At 38.1% G+C, this 21,418-nt stretch carries 26 protein-coding genes and 1 other annotated feature; of the genes, 2 read left to right on the top strand and 24 right to left on the bottom strand.

Going from position 1 to position 21,418, the window contains the following annotated elements:
• Nucleotides 1–33: 33 nt before the first annotated feature.
• Nucleotides 34–834 carry a phosphatidylserine decarboxylase gene (locus M3189_RS13740; protein WP_251634631.1) on the bottom strand — a complete coding sequence of 267 codons (801 nt, stop codon included), beginning with the start codon at nt 832–834 and terminating at the stop codon, nt 34–36.
• 130 nt (nt 835–964) lie between these two features.
• Here M3189_RS13740 and pssA point away from each other — a divergent pair, with 130 nt between their 5' ends.
• Nucleotides 965–1,504, top strand: coding sequence for a CDP-diacylglycerol--serine O-phosphatidyltransferase (pssA, locus tag M3189_RS13735; RefSeq protein ID WP_251634630.1), 540 nt, complete (start codon nt 965–967; stop codon nt 1,502–1,504).
• A 37-nt stretch (nt 1,505–1,541) separates the two neighbouring features.
• Here the strand turns inward: pssA and M3189_RS13730 are convergent, their stop codons facing one another.
• The 8 genes from M3189_RS13730 to mtnN form a co-directional block, all read right to left on the bottom strand.
• On the bottom strand, nt 1,542–3,341 hold the full coding sequence (locus tag M3189_RS13730) for a M3 family oligoendopeptidase (RefSeq protein WP_251634629.1): 1,800 nt from the start codon (nt 3,339–3,341) through the stop codon (nt 1,542–1,544).
• A 117-nt stretch (nt 3,342–3,458) separates the two neighbouring features.
• Nucleotides 3,459–3,620 (bottom strand): hypothetical protein, encoded by a 162-nt coding sequence (locus M3189_RS13725; RefSeq protein ID WP_251634628.1) that lies wholly within the window; start codon nt 3,618–3,620, stop codon nt 3,459–3,461.
• Between the two features lie 113 nt (nt 3,621–3,733).
• Nucleotides 3,734–4,450: an RNA polymerase sporulation sigma factor SigK gene (gene sigK, locus M3189_RS13720; RefSeq protein ID WP_095250093.1), complete on the bottom strand. Its 717-nt coding sequence runs from the start codon at nt 4,448–4,450 to the stop codon at nt 3,734–3,736.
• Between the two features lie 556 nt (nt 4,451–5,006).
• Nucleotides 5,007–5,147 carry a YrzI family small protein gene (locus tag M3189_RS13715; protein ID WP_251634627.1) on the bottom strand — a complete coding sequence of 47 codons (141 nt, stop codon included), beginning with the start codon at nt 5,145–5,147 and terminating at the stop codon, nt 5,007–5,009.
• A 27-nt stretch (nt 5,148–5,174) separates the two neighbouring features.
• Nucleotides 5,175–5,315 carry a YrzI family small protein gene (locus M3189_RS13710; protein WP_285889642.1) on the bottom strand — a complete coding sequence of 47 codons (141 nt, stop codon included), beginning with the start codon at nt 5,313–5,315 and terminating at the stop codon, nt 5,175–5,177.
• A gap of 31 nt (nt 5,316–5,346) precedes the next feature.
• A complete protein-coding gene (locus M3189_RS13705; RefSeq protein ID WP_251634625.1) occupies nt 5,347–5,487 on the bottom strand; it encodes a YrzI family small protein in 141 nt (46 codons plus the stop codon).
• A gap of 413 nt (nt 5,488–5,900) precedes the next feature.
• Nucleotides 5,901–6,149 (bottom strand): YrhC family protein, encoded by a 249-nt coding sequence (locus M3189_RS13700; RefSeq protein ID WP_251634624.1) that lies wholly within the window; start codon nt 6,147–6,149, stop codon nt 5,901–5,903.
• 126 nt (nt 6,150–6,275) lie between these two features.
• A complete protein-coding gene (mtnN, locus tag M3189_RS13695) occupies nt 6,276–6,971 on the bottom strand; it encodes a 5'-methylthioadenosine/S-adenosylhomocysteine nucleosidase (protein WP_251634783.1) in 696 nt (231 codons plus the stop codon).
• Between the two features lie 215 nt (nt 6,972–7,186).
• Here mtnN and M3189_RS13690 point away from each other — a divergent pair, with 215 nt between their 5' ends.
• Entirely contained in the window at nt 7,187–7,393 is a 207-nt protein-coding gene (locus M3189_RS13690; RefSeq protein WP_251634782.1) for a DUF2536 family protein, read from the top strand.
• A 26-nt stretch (nt 7,394–7,419) separates the two neighbouring features.
• Here M3189_RS13690 and M3189_RS13685 read toward each other — a convergent pair whose 3' ends face one another.
• The 15 genes from M3189_RS13685 to M3189_RS13615 all read right to left on the bottom strand — a co-directional run bounded on the left by M3189_RS13685 (nt 7,420) and on the right by M3189_RS13615 (nt 21,406).
• A complete protein-coding gene (locus M3189_RS13685; protein ID WP_251634623.1) occupies nt 7,420–8,085 on the bottom strand; it encodes a YrrS family protein in 666 nt (221 codons plus the stop codon).
• A 110-nt stretch (nt 8,086–8,195) separates the two neighbouring features.
• Nucleotides 8,196–9,956, bottom strand: coding sequence for a peptidoglycan D,D-transpeptidase FtsI family protein (locus tag M3189_RS13680; RefSeq protein ID WP_251634622.1), 1,761 nt, complete (start codon nt 9,954–9,956; stop codon nt 8,196–8,198).
• Between the two features lie 65 nt (nt 9,957–10,021).
• Nucleotides 10,022–10,498, bottom strand: coding sequence for a transcription elongation factor GreA (gene greA / locus M3189_RS13675; RefSeq protein WP_251634621.1), 477 nt, complete (start codon nt 10,496–10,498; stop codon nt 10,022–10,024).
• A 160-nt stretch (nt 10,499–10,658) separates the two neighbouring features.
• On the bottom strand, nt 10,659–11,294 hold the full coding sequence (udk, locus tag M3189_RS13670; RefSeq protein WP_251634620.1) for a uridine kinase: 636 nt from the start codon (nt 11,292–11,294) through the stop codon (nt 10,659–10,661).
• 1 nt (nt 11,295) lies between these two features.
• The gene (locus M3189_RS13665) at nt 11,296–12,567 is read right to left on the bottom strand and encodes a peptidase U32 family protein (protein WP_251634619.1); all 1,272 of its coding nucleotides are present in this window, start codon (nt 12,565–12,567) and stop codon (nt 11,296–11,298) included.
• Nucleotides 12,568–12,584: 17 nt separating this feature from the next.
• Nucleotides 12,585–13,514: a peptidase U32 family protein gene (locus tag M3189_RS13660; protein WP_251634618.1), complete on the bottom strand. Its 930-nt coding sequence runs from the start codon at nt 13,512–13,514 to the stop codon at nt 12,585–12,587.
• Nucleotides 13,515–13,519: 5 nt separating this feature from the next.
• Entirely contained in the window at nt 13,520–14,218 is a 699-nt protein-coding gene (locus tag M3189_RS13655) for an O-methyltransferase (RefSeq protein ID WP_251634617.1), read from the bottom strand.
• A 103-nt stretch (nt 14,219–14,321) separates the two neighbouring features.
• Nucleotides 14,322–15,458 carry an endolytic transglycosylase MltG gene (mltG, locus tag M3189_RS13650; RefSeq protein ID WP_251634616.1) on the bottom strand — a complete coding sequence of 379 codons (1,137 nt, stop codon included), beginning with the start codon at nt 15,456–15,458 and terminating at the stop codon, nt 14,322–14,324.
• A gap of 191 nt (nt 15,459–15,649) precedes the next feature.
• A complete protein-coding gene (locus M3189_RS13645; protein ID WP_179157218.1) occupies nt 15,650–15,940 on the bottom strand; it encodes a DUF1292 domain-containing protein in 291 nt (96 codons plus the stop codon).
• Nucleotides 15,941–15,952: 12 nt separating this feature from the next.
• A complete protein-coding gene (ruvX, locus tag M3189_RS13640; RefSeq protein ID WP_095250077.1) occupies nt 15,953–16,369 on the bottom strand; it encodes a Holliday junction resolvase RuvX in 417 nt (138 codons plus the stop codon).
• 3 nt (nt 16,370–16,372) lie between these two features.
• Nucleotides 16,373–16,639: an IreB family regulatory phosphoprotein gene (locus M3189_RS13635; RefSeq protein ID WP_251634615.1), complete on the bottom strand. Its 267-nt coding sequence runs from the start codon at nt 16,637–16,639 to the stop codon at nt 16,373–16,375.
• A 99-nt stretch (nt 16,640–16,738) separates the two neighbouring features.
• Nucleotides 16,739–19,372: an alanine--tRNA ligase gene (gene alaS / locus M3189_RS13630; protein WP_251634614.1), complete on the bottom strand. Its 2,634-nt coding sequence runs from the start codon at nt 19,370–19,372 to the stop codon at nt 16,739–16,741.
• Between the two features lie 180 nt (nt 19,373–19,552).
• Nucleotides 19,553–19,770: a binding site (T-box leader), on the bottom strand.
• A 45-nt stretch (nt 19,771–19,815) separates the two neighbouring features.
• Nucleotides 19,816–20,901 (bottom strand): AI-2E family transporter, encoded by a 1,086-nt coding sequence (locus tag M3189_RS13625; protein WP_251634613.1) that lies wholly within the window; start codon nt 20,899–20,901, stop codon nt 19,816–19,818.
• Between the two features lie 96 nt (nt 20,902–20,997).
• Nucleotides 20,998–21,132: a YrzQ family protein gene (locus M3189_RS13620; protein WP_251634612.1), complete on the bottom strand. Its 135-nt coding sequence runs from the start codon at nt 21,130–21,132 to the stop codon at nt 20,998–21,000.
• A gap of 82 nt (nt 21,133–21,214) precedes the next feature.
• Nucleotides 21,215–21,406 carry a hypothetical protein gene (locus M3189_RS13615; RefSeq protein ID WP_045517826.1) on the bottom strand — a complete coding sequence of 64 codons (192 nt, stop codon included), beginning with the start codon at nt 21,404–21,406 and terminating at the stop codon, nt 21,215–21,217.
• Between the last annotated feature and the right edge of the window lie 12 nt (nt 21,407–21,418).

The raw sequence follows: 21,418 nt of genomic DNA, 5'->3' as shown, positions 1-21,418 counted from the left end.
AGGGTCTTTTCTTTTGCAAAAAAATCAACGGCACTATTTAGTGCCGCCATCTTGGTTTATCATGACTCCAATTTTTTCGCCAATCCTAATGTCCTTTGGTGTTTGAATAGAAGGATCTAGTTGAAAGGTTCCTTTTTGGAATAACAAAACAATCGTAGACCCGAAACTAAAGTAGGCCATTTCCTCGCCTTTTTGAAGCGTCATTCCTTTATGCGTTTTTTCAATTGAATTGACAAACATGGCTCCCACTTTCACAATTGCAATATGCCCGTTTGCTGTTTTCACTTCTGTAATCATTCGATAGTTTTTAGCTAATGTTCGAACACCATATTTTAAGCCCATTTTATTAACAGGATAGGATTTGGAACCAAGTGTCCACTGTTTAACAATGGTACCGGCTATCGGGCTATGTATTCGGTGGTAATGACTTGGACTTAAATATAGAATCATATACGTTCCCTGTAAATATTTATTTACGGTTTCCTGACTTCCCAACATTTCCAGTATAGAATAAGTTTTCCCCTTAACAATCATTTCACTGGTTTGATTAATAGAACCTACATCCTCAATCACTGCGTCAACAGGACTAACCACCGCATTTTCACTTTTGTCAATGTTACGAGCTTCTTTTCGTAATGTTCGAATAAATAAATCATGAAGTGTTGGGTACTCATGCAGCGACTTTTCCATTTCTTCCTGATTTAACTTATAAATCTTTGCAAACGATGGGACAACAAATCGACTGATCCTAGAACGGGCAAAATGCTGTAAAATAACTGATGTCCACTTCCCATTGGTAAGTTCTATCATTAGACGATATACGTGCTTAAACATTACATGACCCCCAAAAAGTGTAAAAATACTCTTTACGAAACTTCTTAAAAAGCTTAATATTAAATATAATAGATAAACAAAAAAAATTAGAGTTCTCTTCCGGCTTGTTGAAAAGGAGTGGTGGAGCAAAATGTTTTTATTAGACGTTTTTGATTCTACAATTAAGAAACTTAAATCCCAAACTGCAAATGTTATTACCTTAACCAATTTATCTTTTGGTGGATTTGCCATTATTTTTGCCATGGAGGGAAATTTACGATTAAGCTTGTTATTAATTTTTATCGCCGCATTAGCTGATCGATTTGACGGTATGGCTGCTAGAAAATTTAATATTGAATCAGAGCTTGGCAAACAATTGGATTCCATGAGTGATATTATATCATTTGGAGTGGCACCTGCACTATTACTATATCAAGGAATCTTAAATGAATTTGGGGGACCTGGATCGTTTTTCACGGTTTTCTATATCGGTTGTGGTGCTTTTAGATTGGCTCGCTTTAATATCACAGAGGGAAATGGCTATTTTACAGGTCTGCCGATTACTGCAGCAGGGTGCCTTGCAACATTAAGCTTCTTAGCTATTCCATACTTGCCGGCACAAACATTTTTGTTCATTATCATCATTTTATCATTCCTAATGGTCAGCCCATTTAAACTAAAAAAGGTGTAATAGTAAAGCCCAGCAGGAATCTGCTGGGCTCCATTTTTTATTTATTTTCTGTTAATTGAAGGAACTCTTCAATATCATCAATACAGATTTTGACTGCCTTTTCCCAGAAATCTTTTTGATCTAAATTCACTTGTAAATGTTTAGCTGCTAAATCCTCAACAGTCATCGAAGCAGTATCTCTTAATAAGGCAATATACTTTTCTTCATAGCCTTTACCTTCTTCAAGTGCCTGCGCATATATACCAAGTGAGAATAAATAGCCAAAAGTATATGGGAAATTATAAAACGGTACACCTGTAATAAAAAAATGAAGCTTGGATGCCCAAAATAACGGATGATATTCATCCAAAGCCTCACAATAAGCTTCCTTCTGAGCACCTTCCATCAGTTCATTTAATGTTTCAACGGATACTGGACCGCGCTTTCTCTCCTCATAGAAACGGGTCTCAAATAGAAAGCGAGCATGGATATTCATTAACAGGGCAACCGTTCTTTGAATTTTATCATCTAGTAATGCGAGCTTTTCTTCTTCATCCTTAGCATTTTTCACAGCTGCGTCAGCCACAATCATTTCTGCAAAAGTAGAGGCAGTTTCGGCAACATTCATGGCATACCCGCGATTGAGATAATGTACTCCTCTCATTGCATAGGAATGGAAGCCATGACCCAGTTCGTGAGCAAGTGTAGATACATTGGAAGGTGTACCTGAATACGTCATGAAAATACGAGATTCTTCACTTTCAGGAAATCCGGTACAGAAACCTCCAGGTGCTTTTCCAGGACGGTCTTCGGCTTCAATCCATTGATTCTCAAATGCCATCTTCGCAAAAGCGGACATTTTTTCACCAAATAGAGCGAAGTTTTGCTCAATAAATTCAGCACCCTCTTGGTAAGAAACCTTTGACTCAGTTTTTCCATAAGGAGCATCTAAATCAAACCAGCTTAATTTTCCAATACCTAAGAGTTTCGCTTTACGATTCAGATATTCAACAAGAGGCTGTTTATTTTCAGAAATGACTGCCCACATGGTTTCTAATGTTTCTTTTTTCATTCGATTAATTCGTAATGGTTCTTTTAAAACTTCTTCCCAACCACGTTTTTTATAAACATTTAAACGGAACCCAGAAAGATGATTTAATGTTTTTGATAAGTAATCACTTTGTTCATTCCATGACTTTTCCCAGCTTTTAAAAACGGCTTTTCGTACTTCGCGGTCTGAGCTAGAAAATCTATTCGATGCCTGGCCAACAGATAGCTGTTTTATCTCACCATTTTCCTCAACAGGAATCTTTATTTTACTAACAATAAGATCATACAATTGTCCCCAGCTATGGTACCCATCTACACCTAGTGAACTAATTAGCGCTTCTTCCTCAATCGAAAGCTTTTCTTTTGCGCGTTCGCGGCGTTCCGTTAGCGAAAACGTCATTTCTTGCAGGTAATTATCTTCCAACACTTGTACCCAAATATCATCATTGATGGATGATAATAAGTTGTCAAATGCACTAAGTGCAGATTGAAAAGTAGCACTAAGCCCTGTTACGGTCGCCTCAAGTTGGTAAGCCTTTTTGTCTTCAGTATTTTGAGCTTGAAGACAGCCCACAAATGCCGCTGCTTGACGAAGCTTTTTTCCAGCGCTTTCAAAGTCTGATAGTAACTCTTTTAAAATAATCTTATCCTCAGCTGTATTGAGCGGTGACCAGTTTTTTACTTTTGTTTCAAATAGCTCAATTAATTCCTTTGTTACCTTTAAGTGGTCTGCTAGTTCAGCAGAATTGCTTCCACCTTTAAAAAATACTTCCAGATTCCAAACATCTGAATATGTAATCGCTGTCATCCCATTACCCCCTTATCTATGTACCTTTCCATTATAAATATATGATCTGAAAAATTCTATTATTTGCCTCTGACATAAAAAATAGCTTGTGCAAGGACTGCACAAGCATTTATCCTCTTAACAGCAGCTTGTATAATACCACCAGCCGCCAAAGATTAGGACTAGTATTAATAATACGATGAAGAGTGCGTACCATCCGCCTCCTCCAGTTGCATAAGGTACAGGATAAACTGGATATGGGGCTTGATAGCAGCAGGGATTTGGATAACCATATGACACGTTAATACCCCCTTTCCCTTTTACTACTAGGGTATGTGCCTGTATACTTTTATGTATGGGCATCTGCCGCAATACATAAAAAAACAGAGACGGAAAGGTTCCGGCTCTGTTGCTCAGTTCTTTTTCTTTCGTTCTTTTTCTGCACGGTAAAATTCATGGAACATTTTCATGAGTGCGCGTTTTTCAATCCTTGAAACATAGCTTCTTGAAATCCCTAATTCCTTCGCAATTTCTCGCTGGGTTTTTTCCTTTTGAAGATCGAGACCAAAACGGCCGACAATGACTTCTTTCTCTCTGTCGTCCAGGACATCAATATATTTCCGAATTTTTTCAAGCTCCATATTCAACTGGATGGTATCAATAACATCTTCTGATTCCGATTTTAGTACATCAATGAGTGAGATTTCATTCCCTTCTTTATCCTGTCCAATCGGGTCATGTAAAGAGACATCCTTTTTGGTCTTCTTTAGCGCTCGCAGATGCATGAGGATCTCATTTTCAATACATCGTGCTGCATACGTTGCAAGCTTCGTTCCTTTCCCCTCGGAATAGCTCTCAATTGCTTTTATTAAACCAATCGTTCCTATTGAAATTAAATCCTCTGAATCTTCCCCAGTGTTTTCGAACTTTTTTACAATATGAGCTACAAGCCGTAAATTATGTTCAATCAACATATTACGAGCATGAGAGTCCCCTTCCGCCATTAACCGTAAATATTTCCTTTCATCTGCAGCAGATAGGGGCTGCGGAAAAGCATTGTTTTTAACATAAGAGACAAGAAATAAAAATTCCTTAATGAGATAACCAAGTGCTGTAAGAATCCCTGCCATGCACATCCACCCCCGTGCTTTTTTGGGCTTTGCCTATAACTAATTCCTATGTTACAAACAGGGTGATTGTGTCTGTCCAAAACATTTTATTTGAAAATAAAGGCTTTTATCACAGTACAAAAAAAAGCACTGACCTTAATAAAGGTCAATGCTTCTTGTTATTCTACACTTAGCTCCGCTGTTATTACACAGCCAATCGCCGCAGTTATGACCAAAGCCATCACCATCATGAACATATTCTCCACCCCTTAAGATAGATCCTTTTATCTACTTCGAATTTATCACATTTTCACAGTATTTAACTTAAGGGGATGTGAACAATTTGTTAACAAACATATATCGTTAATCTTTTATCGTTATTTATGATTTCATTTTTTACTTTTCTTCTTTGCTTTTATGAAAAGAAACAATATAAAGGTATGGACCGGCATTTTTTACTACCTCCTTAAATAAGTTAACTAGGTGGTATCTTTCATACTCCATAAGCTTGCACCACGTTTTTGAATCAAATATATCATTGTAAACCCACCTTTCATTTTTTGTATTTAAAGCATTACTACATAATGCGATGCACGGAGATTTGACGATCTTTCGTTGCTTCATATATTTTCTTTACTTGTTCTTGATGCGCTGCTTCTTCGATACTCATCTCACGTTTTTTTATGGTAATGGATAAGAATAAAATATTTAATGTCATGACTTGTCACCTCCCATAAAGGGTTTATTACATTAAATGATACGCAGTAGCTTGACGGTCTTTGTGCTGATCATATAACTTTTCAACCATTTCATTTTGAATTGCTTCTTGCAGACTTTCTTTACGTTTCTTAACTGTTATTGAAAAAAACAAAATATTAAGAGTCATTTAAATACACTTCCTTTTTTTTAGGGTTAATTTATAGTAAATGATAAACGGACAATTGACGTTCTTTGTTTTGCTCAAAAAGTTTTTCAACCATTTCATTTCGTTTTGCTTGCTGCAGGCTTTCTTTGCGTTTTTTTAATGTAATCGAGATAAAAAATATATTTAGTGTCATAACTATCACCCCTTCCCTTTATAACCATTTTTGCTAATTATATCCATATTTCAGGCACAAAAAGGCCGCAAGAAATTACTCCCTTGCGGCCTTAATTTTAGGCACAAAAATACCGCAGGGCAGCACTCTCCCTGCGGCATGGATATGTTAGGTAACTAAAAATTAGTTAAGCAATCCATTCCTGTCGGTCGAATGCAAATTATTTACATATGCAGTTGTCATCCAAATAGCATTACCAGTGGCAGCAACCATTAACTTCATCATCATTTTCTTCGACCTCCTTCGGAATTTTTTACTAACTACGGTAATTATATCCAGCGACATACCCTTTGTAAACCACTTTTTTGAAATTTTTTAAAAAATAATTAAATTGCCTTGTTTATTCAAAAAAAATAAACGTCCCAAGGGAACGTTTATTTTTGGCTGCTGTCTTCGATATCCATAAGTTTAAGCTGGCATTGTTTTGATTGAATAAAGAATAAAATCGAAACTGCTAAAAAGGACATCGAGGAGATCATCATTATATTTACATCCATTTCGCTCTTAAAGTCTGATGGAATAATTACACCTAGAAAGAAAAATACACCGACAGCGAGTAATACGATAGCAAATTGTTTAAAATCAACCATTTTTTCATTAAGACTTTTCGTTTGTTTGTCCACTGTTGGTCACCTACTTTTCTTAAAATCTACTAACCTACTTTACCATAAAAAACAGCTTAAAAGAGTATGTAAATTTTAGAAAAACAAAAAGCCCGGATATTCCACCGGACTAATGATATCTACTGCTTACCCTATTGCTTCGACGATTTTCATGACCAATGTTGCGGAATGAGTTGCTGCCTTGTCAATAAATTGATCAAAGGAGGTTTCAGATTCCTTCCCTGCAATATCAGATAAAGAGCGAATGATGACGAAAGGTACTCCAAAACGATGAGCCACTTGAGCTATCGCTGCTGCTTCCATTTCAACCGCCTGCAATTTATCGAATTTGGATTGGACAAATTTAACACGCTCGGGATCTTCCATAAATGAATCTCCAGTAACGATTAGCCCTTTCACCACTTGAAATTTATCTAGTTCCTTTGCAGCATCTTCAGCTATTTGTATTAACTTTTCATCTGCACAAAAAGCTGCTGGAAGCTGTGGTACTTGACCATATTCATACCCGAAAGCTGTAACATCGACATCATGATGACGTACTTCAGTAGAGATTACGGCATCACCCACGTTTAAATCAGGATTGAAACCACCTGCAGAGCCTGTATTAATTATGTAATCTGGCTTATATTTTTCGAGCAAAATGGTTGTTGACATCGCTGCATTTACTTTGCCAATTCCAGAACGCAGTAATATCACCTCTCGGCCCTTCATTTGTCCAAAAGTAAACTCGCAGCCTGCAACTGTTTCCTGAGTCTGTCCCTCAATATTGTCTCTTAACAATTTTACTTCTTCTTCCATTGCTCCAATGATGGCAATTTTCATTTTCATACCTCTTTCTATTTGTTTTACTTCTTTCATAATAATCTTCCTCAGATTAAACTATCATATCCGCAAACACTATTCTACCATCATTCGACAGAATTCTTCCAATACGAACAGGTAAAACATCTTTATCCTTACAGAGAAAATGGTACTATTTCATTGATTCACTGGCAGGAATTAACTAGAATGTACATAGGGAAGGGGTGGTTAATATGATGAATTTCCAACTTGATTTTATTGAGGATAAAGTAGAATTCTTTGATGCAACAGATCTATTGGTATTAGAAAAGAAAATCGAAGCAAAAATTGAGGAAAATAAGGCAATCTTATTAGGCGTTCATTCAGTCTCCCATCAAATGTACGTTACCGAAAAGGGGCAGACCTTCTATACCGCAGTTGTGCACTTTAAACGTAAAAAATAGGATGGAGAACCCATCCTATTTTTTGTTTATTCTATTGCAGAAAGCTCCTCAACCTTTACAGGCTTCCAGCCTTCGCCATCTACCCAATCAAGGTAGACAGTGTATTTTTGCTGTTTGTCTTTTGAGGCAACAGTACTAAACACTCCAACACCATCCGATTTATCACGGCCAAACCAATAAACAGTCGTATTAGTTTCCTCTAATCCAGTTGCATAAGAGACCGCCTTTAACATCTCCTGCCAATCAACGGATGTCTTGTCGTAAACAGTCGCATGTTCACCTGTTTGCACGGTACCTACAGGCTTCCAGGCAGGGTTCTCGATGGTTCTAACTACATTGGTAGTTCCATCCCCCTCGGATATAACTGCCTGTGAATCATCTTCCTGCTTAGGTGCTGAAGCTTCTTCACTCTCTTCATCCGCAATCTCCTCAGTATCAGTATCTTCCTGAGTTTCCTGGGCTGCGTCATTTTTTTCAGTATCTTTATCCTCTTTTTCTGAGGTTTGATTTGCTGCTGTTTTGGTGTCTTCTTGTTTAGGAGTTGCTTTGTCATCACCTGATAAAAAGATTGTATAGGCTACAAAGAAGATAAGCGCTAGCACAATGACAATAAGACTATTCAAGATAATATTCGTTTTCTTCCTTTTAGCCCGATAACCTGAACGTGAGCCAGATTGGAAATCGTTACTCATAAAAAAATCCCTCCAAATAGAAAAGCGAAGCGCCGCTAAACAATTATTATGGCTGTCAACATTCTAACATGAATTGAAAAGAACTTGAAGGATTTTCCCTTAAGTTAATACTATTGTAATCCTTTGTCATATTCATATAACATTTTTACCATATCGGCAAATAACAAATTTACACCGCCTTCTGTATCTAGAACATCTAAATTAACGGCAACAAGCGCATATTTTGGATTTTGATAGGGAAAATAGCCAGCAAACCACTTATTATGCAATTGTTTATCATTCTCGTATTTCCCTGTCTCTGCGGTTCCTGATTTACCTGCAACCTCATAGGGAAGGTCTTGAAACCATTTACCAGTTCCATTCGGATTTACAACAACCTCTCTTAATAATTTTTGAAGCTTCATCGTCGTATAAGGTGAAATGGTATCGCCAGATAATGGTTTATTATCGAAGGTTACCATCGTCGTACCATTTTTATACTCTATTTTCGAAGCAGTTCTCACCATTTCTTTTTTACCGCCTCTAGCTATTGTGGCCATCATATTGGCTACGGCCAGCGGCGTTGCCCGAACCTCATGTTGACCAATCCCAGACATGGCTGCATAGTTTTGGTCCTTCTTAGCCTCTTCTGTCAAAAATACCCTGCCCTTATCTTCATCGACAAGCTGTTTAAAATTTTCGGTATGATACACTTCACCCTGCCAGCCAACAGTACCTGTTAATGACAATTTCTCAGCATAATCCTCCAGCATATTTTTATCTATTTTTTGAAGTTCCTTTGCCAGTTCTCCAAAGGTCCGGTTACAGCTTCTCGCAAAGCTGTCCGTAAATGAGAGCATTCCATAATTGTACTTGAGTTCAGGTTCACCGTTAATTTTTTTACTACAATTAAATAACCTTGTTGGGTCATCAAGACTATTATCAATGGCAGCCGCTGCCACCACAGTTTTAAAAATAGAACCCATTATTTCTTGCTTTAGCATCCGGTTTGTAATCCCAGAGCCGCTATAGGGATCACTTTTATTGATAGACGGACGTGAAACGGATGCTAGGACACTATTGCTTTCAATATCAAGAAGCACTAAACCGCCCTTCTTTATTGCATGCTGGTCCACTAATTCCTCTGATTTCTGCTGTAAACTTTTATCAATCGTTGTTTTAATATTTACTGGGTAAAAAGGATTAGCAGGATCAACATACTTTACATTAATCCCGAATAACGGTGCGCCGTCACCATCAACATGATAAACCAGTTTAGACTTACCTTCAGGAAGTAAAAATTCATCAAAACTTTCTTCAAGACCAGAAACACCTAAAAGTGTCTTTTCTGAAAGCTCCTTATTGGGATACCGTTTTTTTAATTCTTCTACGTTTTCCCCTGTTAAACCAATTAATTGCTCCGCAAGAATCTCGCTGCGTTCAAATTTCTTTTCAATGGCAAATACACCAGGTATTTCAAGCTTATTAATTTTTTCCATTTGTGATGGTGTTAATTCTATTGGCTGTGGTTCTCCATAAGCAAATGGTTTATTTGCATCCTCTAAGGCGTTTTTTAAACTATACTCTGAAATACCAGAAATAGAGGCTACTGCTTCTACATCCCATTCCATATTTTTCAAAAAAGGAAAGAGAACAAGAACTGATACTTTCTTATGGGTTAGCAGTTCTCCATTCCGATCAAGAAAATTACCACGCCCGTTATCGATGACTAATTCCTGCGTTCTTTGCTTTACACTTTCTTCTAGCAGATTTACATTATGCTTTGAAAAAGTTTCCGTTTGAACCAGCTGAATCTGAATTAATCGACCAGTAAGAATTAACAGCCCAATTATACAAAGGACGAGTAATCCTTTAATTCGTTTTCGTATCATGAAAAAACACCTCGTCAAAAGTTTTGACGAGGTGCAGCGTTTTCAAACATATTGATAAAAATCATTTACTTAATCGAGACAATTCTGACGCTCATTTCGCCGCCAGGTGTTTGAACAGATACCTGATCGCCCACTTTTTTGCCAAGTAAGCTTTTTGCTATTGGAGAATCGTTTGAAATTTTCCCTTCAAACGGATCTGCCTCTGCACTTCCAACGATCGTATAAGTTTCTTCATCACCATTGGGAAGTTCCACAAATGTAACAGATCTGCCTAATGTAACTGCATCACTAGCCGTGTCGCCTTCTTCAATAATCTTAGCATTGCGAATCATATTTTCTAAAGTTGTAATACGACCTTCTACAAATGCCTGTTCTTCTTTTGCAGAATCATATTCAGAGTTTTCAGATAAATCTCCGAAACTTCTTGCAATTTTAATTCTTTCTACAACTTCTTTACGCTTTACAGATTTTAAATGTTCAAGCTCCTGGATAAGTTTGTCTTTACCCGCCTGTGTCATTGGAAATACTTTTTCAATCGCCAAAACTTCTCACTCCTTCTAGTCTTCACAATCCCCCATAGATTGTGTTTGATAATGTTATGTAGGAATCACATAAATACATAGGAGCGCGTCCTCTTAAAGGGCGCGCAACCAGTATTCATCCAATATGGATTCATTTTAACCTAATCTTTAAGCTATTGTTTCATAAAATTGACTTTTGTTCAAGAATTGTTTGAATTTTTGTGACCATTAAATCAATCGCCACATGATTTTGACCGCCTTCAGGAATTATAACATCTGCATATCTTTTGGTCGGTTCAATAAATTGATTGTGCATCGGACGAACCACATTCGTATATTGCTCAATAACTGAGTCCAATGTCCGCCCACGCTCTTTAATGTCACGTGACATCCTTCTGAGAATCCGAATATCCGCATCTGTGTCAACAAACAGCTTCATGTCCATCAATTTTCGCAATCGCTCATCTTCAAGAACAAGTATACCTTCTAGTATAATAACATCTTTCGGTTCAACATCAATGATTTCTTTTGAGCGGGTATGCAGCGAATAATCATAAACTGGTTTTTCAATCGGCTCGTAACGTAACAGCTTTTCAATATGTTCGATAAGCAAATCATTATCAAACGCCAAGGGATGATCATAATTCGTCTTTAAGCGTTCCTCAAAGGGTAAATCACTTTGGTCTTTATAATAATAATCCTGTTGAAGCATGGTTATAGAATGACCTTTAAAGCTTTCATAGATTGCCTTTGTTACACTAGTTTTCCCTGAGCCGGAACCTCCGGCAACACCAATAACAACCGGTTTGCGCATCAACCTAGTTCTCCTTTCGCATCATGTTGTTAGGGTAAACCGGTTTGTCCAATTTAAATTGTACAATTTGAAGCGGATGTCTTGCTGCATCCAGTTCATTACCTTTTTCATCCCAAATTTTATCTATCACATGTGTAAAGTTTTGAATTTCCGGACCAAAGAATTCGACTTCCTGACCCGGTTTAAAGTGGTTTCGTTGTTGAAGGGTAACCATTTGCGTTTCTTCGTTGTAATCCAACACAAGACCGACAAATTCAAACTTTGTCTTGTTGCTATGATTACCAAACATTTGCTCTTTATACCCAGGAACTCCTTCAAAAAATGCAGGTGCTGTTTCACGATTCGCACATTTGTCCAGCTCTTCTAACCACTCACGCTTAATCACGAAATTGTCTGGGTCGGCACAATAGGCGTCAATAACCTTTCTATATACACTGACAACCGTAGCAATATAGTGAATCGACTTCATTCGGCCTTCAATTTTCAAGCTATCAATTCCAAGCTCAATCATTTGAGGAATCGCTTGAATCAGGTTGAGATCCTTAGGGCTCATGGCAAATGGCGCATCATTCTCGCCATATAAAGGCACTTCTGTTGTACTGCCTTCAAGTTGATATAAATCATAATCCCAACGGCAGGACTGACAGCAGCCGCCTCGGTTTGAATCCCTAGCGGTCATGTGGTTACTTAGTGTACAACGTCCAGAATAGGCAATACACATTGCTCCATGAATAAAGATTTCAATCTCAACATCGACTTTTTTCTTCATTTCTCTAATTTCTTCTGCACTTGCCTCACGCGCTAAAACGACACGTTCCGCACCGCTTTCTTTCCAAAACTGAGCTGTTTTCCAGTTTGTAATAGATTGCTGCGTGCTGATGTGAATTTCAATTTCTGGTGCCAGTCTGCGGCATGTTTCAATAATTAATGGGTCTGCAACGATAATCCCGGCTATTCCTGTTTCCTTTAACCCAAGGATGTAGTCTTCTAACCCATCAATATTCTCGTTGTGAGCAAAAATATTAGTTGTTACGTATATTTTTGCTCCAAATTTTTTAGCGAATTCTACGCCTTCCTTCATTTCTTCAAATGTAAAGTTATCAGCGTTTGAACGTAAACCATATTCCTGACCGCCAATAAATACGGCATCAGCACCATATTGAACAGCAATTTTTAATTTTTCAAGATTTCCTGCGGGCGCAAGGAGTTCTGGTTTTTTCACAATCACGCGTTTTCCATCGATGATTTCAGAAATATTTTCTTTAACTGTATCCACGAATGAACTCCTCCTTTTTAGTAAACTGTTTCTTTGAAAAAGAATCCGGTGTCTAATTTGCGATTTTCTGGCTGTACAGACTCAATAGCTTCTAATAGCTCGTCTTTTTTATCGTCATATAAATCAGTGTCCTTATAGAATAAGTCAATCGCTTCACGGTATGCCTTTGTTACTGCAATAAGATAGTCTGAAGACTTTAAGATTCCATCAATTTTAAAGGAATCTACACCTGCTTCAAGCATTTCCTGCAGCTCGTCAATGATACAAATATCATTTGGACTCATAATATGAGTGCCATTCTCATCTTCAAAGATTGGATATTTATTTTCTCTTTCTTTATCATGTATGAACATATTTTTTTCCGCTTTACGGTTTTCGATTTCCATAACTTTTCCTTGGTACTCATAATAGTTTCCAAGAAGTGACCGTTTAGATTGGAACATACAGCTCATCCCATGAACTTGAACCTCTATTTCAACCTCAGCATTTTCTTTGATTTCCACGATTGCATCCATATTCATTTCACGGGCTAGAACAGCTCTTTTGGCACCTTTTTGACCCCAATAGTTACAGGAAAACCAATTTGTTCCAAGCGTTTCCGTGCTCCAATGCAGCTTCATTTCAGGTGCTGCTTCACGTGCAGTCATTAAGACAGCAGGATCACCAAAGATAATTGCATCGGCATTTGCTTCTTGAGCAAATTTAATATAATCACTTAATTCATCCATTTTTTCATTATGAAAAATAGCATTCATGGCAACATAGACTTTTTTCTCTTTAGAATGTGCTAATTCTATCGCCTGCTTTACCTGTTCACGATTAAATTCGCCTGCTAAACGTAATCCATATCTTTGTTCTCCAACTACAAACGCATCGGCACCAGCTTCAGCTAGCGGCATTATATCGTCAACTGACAGTGGAGTAACTAATAATTCCGTTCTTTTCATTTTAGTCACCTCTTCTTTTTACTAATAGCAATCCCATCACCAACAGGGAGAATCACTGTATGATAATCAGGATGATTCATCAGCCATTGATTGAAGTTATCTATTTTCCTGACAAGATTACGAATCCTTTTTGATTCAATCTCTGATTGTGTAACAAGACCTTTAAATAAAACATTATCGGTTATGATGATGCCATCAATACTAAGGTATTTGGAATACATCTCAAAGAATTTTTGATATTGTCCCTTTGCAGCATCTACAAATATGGTGTCGTATGGGGCTTGTTCACCTACAAGCTCCTCAACCTCTAAGGCATCACCTTTAATCAAAATAACCTGTTTGCCATGCTTCGAACGAACTATATATTCTTCTGCAGCCTGTATTCTATCTATGTCTCTTTCTATCGTAACGATGCTCGCATTTGGCAGAGCCTCCGCCATTCGTAAGGCAGAATAACCAATTGCAGTTCCTACCTCAAGAATTTTACTAGAGTTTTGAATTCTTAATAGTTGCAGGAGAGCTTCAATTCCAACAAGCTCCATAATCGGTACCTTATTTTCTAATGCGTATTTTTCCATTTCGATAAACAATGGTTCACGTCCTGGAATCAGTTCCTCAATATAAGAATGCAGTTTATCATTCAACAAACTGCCATCACCTGCCTCTTTTAAAGCATTGTTGCCACAATGCTGCTCTTTAGACATGAAAAAATAGCGTTCTAAGAAACGCTATTATCTGCTCATAAAACACTTGAACTATTTTAACACAAACAGGGAGGAAAGAAAACCATTCCCCCCTGTGTCTTTATTAATTATTATTGGTAATATGCTCAGCTTTTGCCGCATTATGTTCCTCTAGAGTTTTTGTGAAAATAACATCTCCTCCGGCTGTAGCTAGGAAATACAAATACTTCGTTTCAGATGGATTTAAAGCCGCCTCGATTGAATCTTTGCCTGCATTCGCAATCGGACCTGGAGGAAGTCCCTTATGCTTATAAGTATTATAAGGTGAATTTACTTCTAAATCCTCGTATAAAACTCTTTCCTTGTGTTTACCTTGCGCATATAAAACGGTTGGATCTGTCTGTAAAGGCATATCTTGTTCGATTCGATTATAAAAGACACTCGAGATATCTTTACGATCCGCTTTTTCCGTTGCCTCTTCTTCAATCAAGGAGGACATCGTCAACAACTGGTGTGCGGTAAACTCTTCTTCACTGAGTTCTGCCAAATAAGGTGTAATCACTTTTCTAGTTTGTTCGAGCATCGTAACAATCATTTCTTCTACTGTTGGATTTGGCTTGTAGAATGGATAGGTTGCTGGAAACAAATAGCCCTCGAGTGGATATTTAATAGCAGGATTCAGTATATCTGTTGTTAATAAATCAGGAAATTTCCCCATCATTTTTTGAATAAATGTTCGATCATTTAATTGAGTAAACACTTCTTCTTCCGATTTATTTACCGTTTTTGCAATGATTTGGGCGATTTCCTTTAACTGTTTACCTTCTGGAATCGTTAACTGAAAAGCAGCTTGCTGCAAGACCTTTCCTGTTTTTAGGCGATTAATAATTTCTGGAATCTCCATCGAAGGACTCAGTTCATATTCTCCAGCCATAAAACCAGCTTCATTTTTAAATTTAACATAGTATTTAAAGACTTTAGCATTTTTAATGATTCCGTTAGATTCCAATTTCTCAGATATTCCCGTTACGGATGACCCTATTGGGATTTCTACCTTTTTCTGAACTTTACTATCCTTGTCAACAGGCTGCAGTGCTGACTTGATGTAGAGATAACCCCCTCCGCCGATAAAGACGAGGATTAAAATAGCCACGATTGTAATAATTAAAACAATCCTGCGAACAATTCTTGCTTCGCTTTGGTGCTCCAGCATTTTCTTTCGTATGACCTCTTTTTTCGAGTGTGTCTCTTCTGTTGACATCTAATTGACCCTCCCATAAGCCCAGAAACATATATCTTTCAAACTCTTTTTTCGCATTTTTGAAATTGCGTATCAAATATTATTTCAGCATAAATAGCGAAAAATGTCAATTTTACACGAAAATCGTAAGCGTATTCAACCATGACATAACAAAAAACGACCCATTAACAGGGTCGTTTTTTGTACTTGTTTTATTCTTCGTCTTCTTGCTCGTCGTAGAAGGTATTGAGCATTTCTTCTACCATGTCCCATTCTTCTTCCGTTTCAATCGGAATTAATTCACCTTCGCCATCCTCATCATTAGGATTGAAGGCATAGGCATGAATTTCAGGACCTTCTTCATCGTCTTCGGCTCCGCCTACTTGTTGAAACAATACATAAGACTTGCCAAAATCCTCTGATTCAAATGTAAAAAGTACTTCACATAGTTGTTCGTTACCTTTTTCATCTACAATTGTAATTTGATTTTCTCCGTGTTCCATATCTTCACCTCATTAATTTTTGCTATCAAGATAGCCTTGTAAAATCATCATAGCTGCCATTTTATCAATTACTTTTTTTCGCTTTTTACGGCTGACATCCGCTTCAAGCAAAACCCGTTCTGCTGCCATTGTCGTTAACCGCTCGTCCCATAAAATGGTTGAAACTGAAAATTGATTTTCAATTTCCTCTGCGTATCGCTTACTGGCTTCACCACGAGGTCCAATGGAACCATTCATATTCTTTGGCAGCCCAATAACAACTTGACTGATTCCATACTCTTTTATTAATTGACCAATTTCATCAAAACCAAACTTATTTTTTTCTTCGTCAATTTTGAGGGTTTTGAGGCCCTGTGCAGTCCAGCCAAGCTCATCGCTAATAGCAATCCCGACTGTCTTAGAGCCTACATCTAATCCCATAATCCGCATTTCTTAACCCTCGCGTCGTTGATTTAAATAGTATTTAACTAATTCCTCAATAATTTCATCCCGTTCAAGTTTACGAATGATATTCCTAGCATCCCGATGACGGGGAATATAAGCAGGATCTCCGGACAGTAAATATCCGACGATTTGATTAATTGGGTTATACCCTTTTTCCTGTAAGGCCTCATAAACTTGAAGAAGAACATCATTTACGTCATGTTCAAAAGGCTCTTCAGGAAAATTAAATCTCATCGTTTTATCAAATGAGCTCATCATATGCACCTCGCATTTTTAGTAGAGGAGATAACTAACTTGTACACGTTGCTAATTTTAGCCTTAGTTACCTATATATTACACTACTTTGTCTCATTATCAAATTGATTTCACCCATTCTTCTACGAATTGCAGGGCAGAGTCTAGTTTTTCTGGATCTTTTCCGCCAGCTTGTGCCATATCAGGTCTGCCGCCGCCACCCCCGCCGCAGCGTGTAGCAACTTCTTTGATTAATTTACCAGCATGGTATCCCTTGTCAATTAAATCCTTTGTGACAGCAGCAATTAAATTAACTTTCCCATCATTTACACTGCCGAGCAGGATTACAGCTGATTCGACCTTTTGCTTCAATTCATCAGCCATATTTCGCAAGTTGTTCATATCCGATGCTTGAACCTTTGCTGCCAATACCGTTACACCGTCAATTACCCTTGCTTTTGACACAAGGCTGCCAGCTTCAATATTTCCTAGTTTTGCAGCAAGCGATTCGTTTTCACGCTGAAGTTGTTTAATTTCAGACATCAAGACTTCAATTCGATTAACGACTTCTTTAGGATTTGTTTTCAACTTATCAGCTGCATCCTTTAATAAACTCACTTGATCGTTCATCAATTGGTACGCTGACTCACCTGTTACAGCTTCTATTCTCCTCGTCCCCGCACCGATTCCGCCTTCAGAAACGATTTTAAATAGACCAATTACAGATGTATTTGGAACGTGACAGCCGCCGCAAAGCTCTAAGCTATAATCGCCTACTTTAACAACACGAACGATATCACCATATTTTTCACCGAAAAGAGCCATTGCACCCATTTCTTTTGCTTCAGCAATCGGTTTAAGGCTGATATTCACTTCGATATTTCTCCAGATTTGCTGATTAACATTTTTCTCAATTTCCTCTAGTTCTTCTGGCTTCACTTGACCAAAATGTGAGAAATCAAAACGGAGACGATCTGGTTCCACTAGTGAACCTGCCTGGTTTACATGTGTTCCGAGAACATCCTTTAGTGCTTGGTGAAGCAAGTGGGTAGCTGTATGATTTTTGATAATTTGCACTCGATTATCTTGATTTACAGTTGCTGTCACTTTTGCATCACTTTTTAGTATTCCTGATTCTACTACTGCTTTATGAAGATTTTGACCATTTGGTGCTTTTTGTACGTCTTTTACCGCTACGGCAACACCCTCTGCATAAATCATTCCACGGTCTGCAATCTGCCCGCCGCTTTCGGCATAGAATGGTGTTACATCAAGAATTAATTGAACCTCGTCACCACTAAATGCTTCCTCGATCAATTCACCATTTTTAAGGATTGCCACAACCGTAGAGCTTGTTTGAAGTTGGTCATATCCAACGAATTCACTATCTACCTTAATGTCTCCAAGTACGCCGCCTTGAACCTGCATACTATCGACATCCTGGCGAGCAGCACGAGCGCGTTCACGCTGTAATTCCATTTCTGTTTCAAAACCTGCGTGGTCTACCTTCATTCCCTCTTCTTCTGCATATTCTTCGGTTAATTCTACAGGGAAACCATAGGTGTCATACAGTCGGAAAATATCACTTCCAGAGATCGTATCGCTTCCTTTTTCCTTCTCTTTTTTAATGACAGTCCCTAGTATCGATAAACCTTCATGTAAGGTTTCGTGGAAGCGTTCTTCTTCATTTTTTATCACTTTCTGAATAAACTCCGTCTTGTCTTTTACCTCTGGGTAGAAATCATGCATGATTTCCCCTACTACTGGAACCAATTCATACATAAAAGGACGGTTAATATTAATCTGTTTTGCATAGCGGACTGCTCGGCGAAGCAGGCGTCGTAATACATATCCACGACCTTCGTTTGATGGCAATGCCCCATCTCCCACAGCAAAGGCAACGGTACGAATATGGTCGGCAACTACCTTAAAAGCAGTATCCTTTTCTTTATCCTCGCCATATTTCACACCAGAAATCTCTTCAGTTGCTCTGATTATCGGGATAAACAAATCGGTATCAAAGTTAGTTGGTACATTTTGAACAACAGAAGCCATTCTTTCTAGGCCCATGCCTGTATCAATGTTTTTCTTTGGCAGCGGCGTATACGTTCCGTCCGGGTTATGATTAAACTGAGAAAATACAAGATTCCAAACCTCAAGATACCGTTCGTTCTCGCCGCCCGGATATAATTCGGGATCAGCTGGATCATCCCCATACTCTGGACCGCGGTCATAGAAGATTTCGGTATTCGGACCACTTGGGCCTTCACCAATATCCCAGAAGTTCCCTTCAAGACGAATGATTCGCTCCTCTGGAATACCAATTTTTTTATTCCAAAGATCAAATGCTTCATGGTCCTCTGGATGAATCGTAACAGAAAGAAGTTCTTCGTCCCAGCCAATCCATTTTTTATCCGTTAAAAACTCCCATGCCCACTCAATCGCTTCCTCTTTAAAATATTCGCCAATAGAAAAGTTGCCGAGCATTTCGAAAAAGGTATGATGGCGTGCAGTTTTCCCAACGTTCTCGATGTCGTTGGTGCGAATTGATTTTTGAGCATTTGTAATCCTTGGATTCGCTGGAATAACACGGCCATCGAAGTATTTTTTTAATGTGGCAACACCACTATTAATCCATAATAATGTTGGATCTTCATGAGGAACAAGCGACGCACTTGGTTCAACAGTATGCCCTTTCTCCTGGAAAAAATCTAAATACATTTTTCGAATTTCTGAACCAGTCAAGTATTTCATATTAATAAGCCTCCCTAGTTTAAAAGCATAAGCGCCTTGTTCAGCCCCGACAAGCAAAAGTTCTTCGGCAATAAAAGTCCGCTTTTTGACTTTTATTGCCGAAGGTTTTTTGACCTCGAGGGGCTAGGCGCTGACGCTGGATAATAATTTAAAAATGAACACAAAAAAGCCCTCATCCCTAACAGGGACGAGAGCTAACTCGCGGTACCACCCTGATTATGAACACAAAACCTTTGGTGTTCATCTCTCAAATAATGCCTTAACGCGGCAATGACGGCAGTGGTTAGCTGCACTCCAGACTAGCTTCTGTTATCCTTCATCTAGAGCCTCTCACAGCCAAGGAAGCTCCTCTCTTAAAAGATGGTCTACAACATACTAAGGTCCTTCAACATGTTTATCCAAAATATTCTATAATGGGATTATAGCCACACAAAAAACGTTTGTCAATCTGATGGAGCGGGTTCCTTTACTTTTTCGTGCATGAAATGATTTTTTGCATGAATAATGCTTACTTTAAGGACAACAAGAACGGGTACAGCTACAATCATTCCAAGGATTCCTCCTATTTCTCCGCCTGCCGTTAAAGCAATCATAATCATCAATGGGTGCATATGCAGACTTTTTCCCACGATATAAGGAGACAATATATTTCCTTCTAAAAATTGTAATCCAAAAACGATGACAACGGTAATAAGCACTAATTTACCTGAGCCTGTGGCAGCGATAATAACGGCCGGAACCGCACCAATAATTGGACCAAAATAGGGGATTACATTTGTGACCCCAATAATCATGCCTAAAAGTAGAGGATATTTTAAATGGAAAATCCAAAATAAAATAGAGGAAAGACTTCCGATAATAAGACAAACTAAAAGCTGTCCTCTAATGTAGCTGCCAAGTGATTCATCGATATCCATAAGAAATCGTGTTCCTTTTCTCCGCCATTTTTTAGGTGTAATATACCATACCGCTCTTTTAATGAGACCGAAATCCTTTAACATATAAAAAGCAATAAAAGGAATAATCATGATGGCAAACGCAAAATTCAAGAAGCTAAGCAAGGAAGTAACGATTACATTTAGTAGTGAATCTAATCGTTTTTCAAAACCAATAATTCCTTCATTGATTTGCTCTTGAAGACCATCTGGCCATTCCCGTGTATGCGATTGAAGTTCCTTTATCCAGTTTCGGTATTGCTCTGCTAGGATGGGCGCACTTTCTGCAAGGTCTCTTACTTGTGAAATAAAAGCAGGAATTCCTTTATAGAGTGCTAATCCAATACCGCCAAAAAACAGAAAATAAATCAAAAAAATCGCAAGTCCTCGATGTAAGCCTTTTTCATGGAGCTTTTCAACAATTGGGTGAAGCAAATATGTAATAAAGCCGCCAATAAAGAAAGGCAGGATAATCACTATCGCCACTCTTACAATGGGTAACCAGACAAATCGAATTTTTAAAAACACGTAAAGTGCAATGAGTAAAAGAAGCAAAAAACCTATTCGATAAAACCATTTAACCCGAATTTCCACCGATAAAATGCCTCCTTAATACCATTATTCTTAGAGACAAATAGCGGATTTATACATCTAGCAAAAATCCCCCTCAACATAGAGGGGGATTCATTTTTAGAATAAAGCTCGTTTTACCTTTCTTGACATTCGTTTCACTTGACGGCCAGACATCATGTTGTTTCTCTGTGCAAGATTATAAGCTGCCATTCCGACTCCAAATGCAACAACGGAAGTCATCACTTTATTCATACGTCTCACCTCTTCTGTAGTTTGACAGTGCTCGACTATTTTTACGCTTACTGTCTACCTTCAGTACATAAGTGTTTCCACTTTAAATGGTGTAACGACGTTCTTCTTCTTCAAACAAGTCATCTAAGGAGCTGAGTGTACCATCTTCTTCGACTTGATGGGTATTAATAATACCTTTGGCAAGAGACAATTCGATAAAACAACTCCAGCAATAATATTGGTTTATTCCGATTTTGCCGATATCCTTGCTCTGACAATTGGGACATTTGAACATGGAAAGAACACC

The organism is Neobacillus niacini (assembly GCF_023715415.1).
GTDB classification, from domain to species: Bacteria; Bacillota; Bacilli; order Bacillales; family Cytobacillaceae; genus Neobacillus; species Neobacillus niacini_C.
This window is presented reverse-complemented; position numbering and strand designations above follow the sequence as displayed.